The organism is Marinomonas pollencensis (assembly GCF_003387375.1).
GTDB lineage: Bacteria > Pseudomonadota > Gammaproteobacteria > Pseudomonadales > Marinomonadaceae > Marinomonas > Marinomonas pollencensis.
The window spans coordinates 1-8,049 of record NZ_QUNG01000025.1 but is presented as its reverse complement, the minus strand read 5'-3'; the positions used below and the strand labels follow the sequence as shown (position 1 = coordinate 8,049).

7 protein-coding genes are annotated in these 8,049 nt (G+C 45.9%); 4 read left to right on the top strand and 3 right to left on the bottom strand.

What is annotated here, in order from left to right; translation table 11 throughout:
- Positions 1 to 284: 284 nt before the first annotated feature.
- The 3 genes from DFP81_RS17885 to DFP81_RS17875 all read right to left on the bottom strand — a co-directional run bounded on the left by DFP81_RS17885 (position 285) and on the right by DFP81_RS17875 (position 4,084).
- The gene (locus tag DFP81_RS17885; RefSeq protein WP_115899248.1) at positions 285 to 1,802 is read right to left on the bottom strand and encodes a fumarate hydratase; all 1,518 of its coding nucleotides are present in this window, start codon (positions 1,800 to 1,802) and stop codon (positions 285 to 287) included.
- Between the two features lie 176 nt (positions 1,803 to 1,978).
- On the bottom strand, positions 1,979 to 3,583 hold the full coding sequence (locus tag DFP81_RS17880) for a DUF2786 domain-containing protein (protein ID WP_115899247.1): 1,605 nt from the start codon (positions 3,581 to 3,583) through the stop codon (positions 1,979 to 1,981).
- Positions 3,584 to 3,640: 57 nt separating this feature from the next.
- Entirely contained in the window at positions 3,641 to 4,084 is a 444-nt protein-coding gene (locus DFP81_RS17875) for an HIT domain-containing protein (RefSeq protein ID WP_115899246.1), read from the bottom strand.
- Between the two features lie 85 nt (positions 4,085 to 4,169).
- Between DFP81_RS17875 and DFP81_RS17870 the strand changes: the two genes are divergently transcribed.
- The 4 genes from DFP81_RS17870 to wrbA all read left to right on the top strand — a co-directional run bounded on the left by DFP81_RS17870 (position 4,170) and on the right by wrbA (position 7,826).
- The gene (locus DFP81_RS17870) at positions 4,170 to 5,039 is read left to right on the top strand and encodes an SMP-30/gluconolactonase/LRE family protein (RefSeq protein WP_115899245.1); all 870 of its coding nucleotides are present in this window, start codon (positions 4,170 to 4,172) and stop codon (positions 5,037 to 5,039) included.
- 46 nt (positions 5,040 to 5,085) lie between these two features.
- Entirely contained in the window at positions 5,086 to 6,810 is a 1,725-nt protein-coding gene (locus DFP81_RS17865; protein ID WP_115899244.1) for a proline--tRNA ligase, read from the top strand.
- Positions 6,811 to 6,885: 75 nt separating this feature from the next.
- On the top strand, positions 6,886 to 7,230 hold the full coding sequence (gene arsC / locus DFP81_RS17860) for an arsenate reductase (glutaredoxin) (protein WP_115899243.1): 345 nt from the start codon (positions 6,886 to 6,888) through the stop codon (positions 7,228 to 7,230).
- Positions 7,227 to 7,826 (top strand): NAD(P)H:quinone oxidoreductase, encoded by a 600-nt coding sequence (gene wrbA / locus DFP81_RS17855; protein WP_115899242.1) that lies wholly within the window; start codon positions 7,227 to 7,229, stop codon positions 7,824 to 7,826. The genes arsC and wrbA overlap by 4 nt, the downstream gene beginning before the upstream one ends.
- Positions 7,827 to 8,049 lie beyond the last annotated feature (223 nt).

Below are 8,049 nucleotides of genomic sequence, written 5' to 3'. Positions count from 1 at the left end.
AGAACAATCAACATAAAGCGAATTGACGTGTTTGACTCTCGTAAGTCTTCAATTTTTTTGATCAACTACATTCCGGTAAAACCGAACTGCGATGACCTTCTGAAGACTCCAGCGAGCGCCCACACAAATTATCTGATTAAATTCTTAAAGAGCAGTTACGCGCTTCTGCGTAACGAGGGCTGTATAATACAGAGATAAAATTAGAGTGCAACCATTAAAACAAAAAAAAGCCACAAATTAATGTGGCTTTTTTTTGATCTGTGTATTTCAAAACAATTGCGAGATTATTTAATCTCTAATGCTTGCTCTTCAATGCGAGCTTTCCATTCTGCAGGGCCTGTTATGTGGACCGAAGTTCCCTCTGAATCAACAGCCACTGTTACTGGCATATCAACAACATCAAACTCATAGATCGCTTCCATCCCTAGCTCAGGGAAAGCAATAACGTCTGCTTTTTTGATTGCTTTGGATACCAAGTATGCCGCACCGCCAACCGCCATTAGATAAACAGCGCCAAATTCTTTGATCGCTTCAATAGCAATTGGGCCACGTTCAGACTTACCTATCATGCCAAGCAAACCTGTTTCATTCAATATAGTACGAGTAAATTTATCCATACGCGTTGCGGTTGTTGGTCCTGCCGGGCCAACCGCTTCATCTCTAACTGGATCGACAGGGCCAACGTAATAAATAAATCGTCCCTTTAGATCAACTGGTAGCTCTTCGCCATTGGCGATCATTTCTACCATTTTCTTATGAGCCGCATCACGGCCTGTCAGCATTTTGCCATTTAGCAAAATGGTTTCACCTGGTTGCCATTCTTTTACTTGCTCAGGAGTAATCTCATTTAGATTGACTCGACGAACACTGTCGCCCACTTCCCATGTAATTTCTGGCCAATCATCTAATGATGGTGGTACTAGGTCAGCAGGACCTGAACCATCCAATACAAAGTGCGCATGACGCGTCGCTGCACAGTTAGGAATCATCGCTACCGGTAAAGAGGCAGCATGAGTAGGATAATCCATGATTTTCACATCAAGAACTGTCGTCAAGCCACCTAGACCTTGCGCACCAATGCCCAAATTATTGACAGCATCAAAAATCTCCAAACGCAACTCTTCCACTCGATTCTGTGGTCCGCGCTCTTTCAACTCATGAATGTCAACAGGCTCCATTAGCGACTCTTTCGCCATAACCATGGCTTTTTCCGCGGTACCACCTATACCTATGCCCAACATTCCTGGCGGACACCAGCCTGCCCCCATAGTTGGAACTGTTTTCTTGACCCACTCAACAATGTCATCTGATGGGTTTAGCATGGCAAGCTTCGACTTATTCTCAGAGCCACCACCTTTCGCCGCCACATGAACCTCAACAGTGTCACCCGGAACCATTTCCATGTGAATAACAGCAGGCGTGTTGTCTTTGGTATTTTTACGCGCACCAGCAGGGTCCGCCAATATTGAAGCTCGCAAGACATTTTCAGGAAGCGTGTAGGCGCGACGAACACCCTCATTCACCATATCAGCAACACTCTTTGTGGTTTCCCACTGAACGTTCATACCGATCTTAATAAAAACTGTAACGATACCAGTATCTTGACAGATAGGACGCTTGCCTTCTGCGCACATTCTAGAGTTAATTAGAATCTGAGCCATGGCGTCTTTAGCCGCTTTACTCTCTTCTCTTTCATAAGCTTCATGTACGGCTTTGACAAAATCTAACGGGTGGTAATAAGAAATAAATTGAAGCGCGTCTGCAACGCTATCAATCAGATCATTTTCTTTGATAATGCTCATGCATCTCTCCTGCTGAGGATTACGATTAAATCGAAGGCGAAATGGTAAAAGATGCGTAGGCGCAAAGAAAGGGCTAGAACTTATTTAGGCAAGATATATAGCCTATTCACAAAATAAATATTTACACAAACCAAGCAGCCTCCCCTTTGAACACCAAACAAGAGGTTACTTGTTAATCAGGGGGTCATTTTCTGTCCAGATGAGGAATCAGGAACCTGCACCGAAAACTGAATATATTCCTCTAAAATTTGAGCTGTAAAAGCCTCGCGCTCAGGCAAAGTGGCAATCCGCTCCGCTTCCCAATTAATAAGACTGATAAACACAGAATATTTCTTAATAAAACCATAACCAATATCCCGCACACTGATTTCATGGCTGGCCATCAAACGCTGCACTTGCTCTATTTGTTTTTGCGCCTCGTATTGACCCGCTTGAGTCGCTGCGGTTAGCAATCTCTGAATATGCTGCAACGGCGTTTCATCTTTAACATAATGCCGCGCAGAAGGTTTGGCATTAAGAAATTTATCCAACATCTCTTCGGTAAACAACTCTCTTTGGTGGGCATCAGGAATCTGCGCACTTTCTTTTTCCAGCAAACGAATAAATACACTCTTATTTTGTATGTCAGAAAACTCTAAGTCTTTGAGAGAAAGTCCATTTAATTGCATCATTTCAACCACGACGTCAAAAGCGCTCGCCGCCTCATCATCACCACTTGCCGCCAACGCTAAATGACGTCTCAAATCGTGCATGATTTTCGCAGCTTGATAATCTTGCTTACGTTGTAAGTGGCGATGCAGAGAAGCCTCACAGTCCGTAAGCTCTTTGGATAAACTTTCGTATTCAGCCAACGCCTGCTGCTCTTCACGCAAACAATTCAAACGCTGACGGTATTGTTCTTTTTCCCACGCCTCATAGGCTTTGGCTCTAGCCTGAAAAGCACGCTCAATCGCCGCTTCAAAACTCAACTCTATTTTAGCCCGCTCCGCCCGCTCTTGAAGCTCTGCCTTTTCCTGTTTATGGCGGTCTGCTTTTTTGTCACTAAGGAATCGTTCAGACTGTTGAAGATGCCGTTTAATGGTGTCTATTTCCGTCTGAACGGCCGCCTCATCAAAATCCACCAATGCATCATGCACTCGCGCCCAATAAGCATCATCAGTAAAAGCCATGTCCATATCTTGCTTATGCTGCTGAGACTTTAGTGCATCAGTAAATACTTGAACCTCAGGGCGAAACGCTTGTGCTGCGTCAATCACATTATCCGTGTTGCCAGCCCCATAAACGGCAGATTGTCCATCCACATCACTTCGCTCGGCGCGATAAATCGCGTCCATAGATTCATTCATCTTATTCTTTCGGATAACTGACTCTTCCTTAGTGGTTGCATCCTGCGCCACCATACTTTCAGGCGCCGCTTCAGTAGCACCAACCTTAGATGTATCGCCTCCCTCTGAGACAGATTCATCAGCAGGCCATTCGTTCTTTTCAGTGGCTCGACGCTTTTCGCTAAATCGACGCTGATAAACAGAATCTGCTACCGCAAAAGTCGCTGGCTTTTCCTTAGGAAAACGTGGTGCAGCATTTCCCCAACTCACTTTATAAAGGAGTGTTCGATCGCACAATTGCACCATCGGCAACTCCCCCTGTTTAATATTGTATTGTCGGATCAATGATTCTGCATGACGCAACGCAACAATTGACTCTGTGGTATTAGTAGAAGTTGCCAGATTCAACAATTTTACAATTTTGCTGATGGCTTTTTTTCTTCTTCGCGTACTCATAAAAATGCCTATCCTTGTCTTGCCCCTCGCCATAAGCGGCATAGCATAAATTATGTATTAATAGTAAAGCTCAGCATTATTATCAGGCAAGGTTAAATCATCATTTAATAAGGATCGAATTTTCTCTAGCACATCAGACAATGCCTGTGGACCGTATGGCACTGCCGGCACTTTACCCCATACTGGCTCAGGCCAACAAATATCCGTTTCAAAACGCACTACATGATGCAGATGCAACTGAGGCACTTTGTTACCAATGGCCGCAACATTTAACTTATCAGCTGAAAAAGCATCATGTAACACCTCCGCCAAGAGACAACTTTCTGACATAAGCTGCTGACGATCCTTCTCAACCAAATGATGCATTTCAGAAACACCGTTTCTCTGCGGCACCAATATTAGCCAAGGAAATTGAGAATCATTTATCAACCTAAGCTGCGACAGAGGAAAATTCCCCACCAAAATAGAGTCACGCTCTAATATTGAATTTAACTCAAACATCTTTCTTTATCCTATTTACATCAAGCCCTTTCATAAGCACTATAGCACCCTTACATTTAAAATCACCCAGAGACTCGGAGTCAGCATGACTGATATGCAATGTGTCTTGGACGCACAAGCTAAATTAGCAGAATGCCCACGATGGGATGAACAGACCCAAACCCTCTATTTTGTTGATATTGACGCCTTCAAACTTCATGCATTTAGCATGGAATCCTACAGCATGGAAACACGCCAATTCGATGAAGAAATTGGTTGTTTTTCCCTTTGCGAAGACGGCGGATTTATCGCTGCATTTCGCTCAGGCGTCTACCAGTTTGCAGATTTCAACGCCCCCTTGACCCCGTATTGGCTGGCCTCTTACGATCAGTCAACAACACGTTTCAATGACGGGCGCTGTGACCCTAAAGGACGCTTTTTGGCCGGTACCATGTATAGCCCTAAAGATGCATTTAAAGGGGCACTCCACCAATTTGCAAATGGCGAAGAGAAACAACTAGACCAAGCTGCATGGACATCCAACGGCTTGGCATTTTCGCCGGACGGCAAAATTATGTACTATTCGGACACACCAAATCACATCGTTTACCAATTTGATTACGATGTAGAAACAGGTAGCGCCACCAACAAACGCACCTTTATAGAATTTCCTCGTGGTAACGGACGCCCAGATGGCGCCGCTGTCGATTGCGAAGGGAACTATTGGAGCGCATTGTACCAAGGACAGCGAGTGGTCAAAATAAGCCCCAAAGGTGAGATACTAGAAGAATACCCTGTCCCTGCAACCTACCCAACCATGGTAGCGTTTGGTGGACCCGATATGAAAACGTTATTTGTCAGCACCTGTCGAGCAGCACAAACTGAAGAAGAGCTAGAAACGTACCCTCAAGCAGGCGGAATTTTTGCTCTGGAAACCGACACCCAAGGCCAAATCGAACATCGATTTGCTGGCTAGCACACTCACTTTTACTTTTTAACTCTTAGACATAGACACTATTATCATGCGCGCAAGCAATTATTTATTCTCCACATTACGTGATGCTCCTACTGATGCCGTTGTTACCAGCCACCAACTTATGGTGCGCGCCGGCATGATCCGCCAAATTTCCAAAGGTCTATACACCTGGCTACCCACTGGCGTTAAAGTATTTCGCAAAATAGAAAGCATCGTTCGCGACGAAATGGAAAAAGCCGGCGCCCTTGAAGTCATCATGCCCGGTGTTCAACCAGCAGAACTATGGCAAGAGTCTGGCCGCTGGCAGAAATATGGACCTGAACTACTACGACTGGTTGACCGCCATGGACGTGATTATTGCTTAGGCCCAACCCACGAGGAAGTGATCACAGAGCTAGCACGCAACGAATTTACTAGCTACAAACAGTTGCCAGCGACCTTCTTCCAGATCCAAACAAAATTCCGCGACGAAGTACGCCCACGATTTGGGGTGATGCGTTCACGCGAATTTTCAATGAAAGACGCCTACTCTTTCCACGTCAGCGCGGAATCATTGCAACAAACTTACGACGTAATGCATCAAGCTTATTGCAATGTATTTGACCGCATCGGCCTAGATTACCGACCTGTGCTAGCCGATACCGGCAGCATTGGCGGCGCATATTCCCACGAGTTCCACGTTTTGGCGGATTCCGGCGAAGATGATATCGCATTTAGCGATGGTTCGAATTTTGCCGCCAACGTTGAGCTAGCCGAAGCCATCACACTGAAAGAAAAGGCTGACCCTGCAACAGAAGAAACCAAAGAAGTCTTCACGCCTGACTGCAAAACCATTCAGAAAGTGGCCGAATTCCTTTCTCTAGATGTCACCAAAACCGTTAAAACCATGCTTGTGAAAGGCATCGACGCGGAACAAAACAGCACCATCGTCGCTCTAGTGCTGCGTGGTGACCATACCATCAATGAGTTAAAAGTAGAGAAACTGGATGGCATAGTTGCACCATTCGAGTTCGCAAGCGAAGACGACATTCTCGCTAGTATCGGCTGCGCGCCTGGCTCCATTGGCCCACAAGGCTTGTCAGAAAAAGGCATTCGTGTAATTGCCGACCGCTCCGCTGCTGTGATGTCAGACTTTTGCGCCGGCGCGAACAAAGACGACTACCACATAACTGGCTTAAACTGGGAAAGAGACTGCCCTAATTTTGAAACAGCAGATTTACGTAACGTCGTAGAAGGCGACCCATCTCCTGACGGTCAGGGTACCATTGTTATCAAACGCGGCATTGAAGTGGGCCATATTTTCCAACTTGGTCAGCAATATGCTGAAGCTTTAAATGCAACTGTTTTAAACGAAAATGGCAAAGCGCAAATAATGCACATGGGGTGCTATGGCATTGGCGTCTCTCGCATTGTTGCGGCTGCCATCGAGCAAAACTTCGATGAAAAAGGCATCCTATGGCCTGAAAGCATTGCACCTTTCGACGTAGCCATTGTTGCCATGAACTATGACAAATCAGAATCCGTTCGCAATGAATGTGACCGCCTATACACAGAACTTAAAGCCAAAGGCCTTGATGTTCTATTAGACGACCGCAAAGAACGCCCTGGTGTGAAGTTTGCTGATTGCGAACTACTTGGCATCCCACATCGCTTAGTCGTGGGCGATAAAGGCCTAGCTAACAACACCCTAGAATACAAGAACCGCCGCCAAGGCGAAAACCAAGACATCAGCACAGAAAGCGCTGTTGACTTTATTGTTAGCCTTAAATAACTCAACAACAATCACTCGGTGTGACGCCGAGTGATTGCCCCTCTCTGAGCCGTTTAACAACAGGAAGGATAAACCATGACTGTTATTTACCATAACCCTCGCTGTTCAAAGTCTCGACAAACTCTTGCACTTCTAGAGGAGCACGGCATTAACGCCGATATACGACTCTATTTAAAAGAAGCGCCAAGCATTGAAGAAATCACTACACTACTCAGCCAACTTGATCTCCCTGCGGTTGAGCTAATGCGCACCAAAGAAGCCACTTACAAAGAACTAGGACTAAGTGCACAGAGCAGTGACGAAGAGCGCATCCAGGCCATGCATTCACACCCAATTCTTATCGAACGCCCAATTGTCATTCATGACAACAAGGCAAGACTCGGTCGCCCACCAGAGCAAGTATTGGAACTGTTCAAATGAGCAACACTTATGTGTTAGTTTTATTTTACAGTCGTCATGGCTCCATTGCAGAAATGGCAAAGTACATTGCTCGAGGCGTCAACAGTGTAGCGAACATAGAAGCAAAAGTGCGCCAAGTTGCCCCTGTTTCTGAAACATCCGAAGCAACCAGTGACGCAATCCCTGAACAAGGCGCACCCTACGCAACACTAGATGAGCTCGCTCAATGTTCAGCCTTAGCCATTGGCTCCCCATCTTACTTTGGCTCAATGGCGGCACCGCTTAAACACTTCATTGACCAAACATCGACGATTTGGATGACTGGCGGCCTGATTGATAAGCCCGCTTGCGCCTTCACCAGTGCAAGCTCAATGCATGGTGGGCATGAGCAATGCTTACAATCCATGATGATCCCGTTATTGCATCATGGCATGATCTGGGCTGGACTCCCTTATAAAAACAAGGCCCTGATTGGCACCACCACTGGAGGCACACCTTATGGCGCTAGCCACCTTGCCACCACAACCAGTGAAAACACCTTGAGCAAAGATGAAATAGCACTTTGCGAAGCACAAGGGAGACGCATCGCAGAGCTCGCTCTTAAATTAGCCAAATAAACGAGTAGGGTGAGGCGTTACCGCCTCATCCCTCTCACAGAATCGTACGTACGGACCTCGTATACGGCTCATGTAAACGTCCATTCAGCATGTACGCTGAACACATACCCCGTTTTCACTTCTTCAAAATTTACTAAACCTTGTTCATCGAACCATTTGTTTGGCATCGCGTGACTGGCTAACGGACTCGCCGCATTCCTCCAACTCGTCATGGATATATACT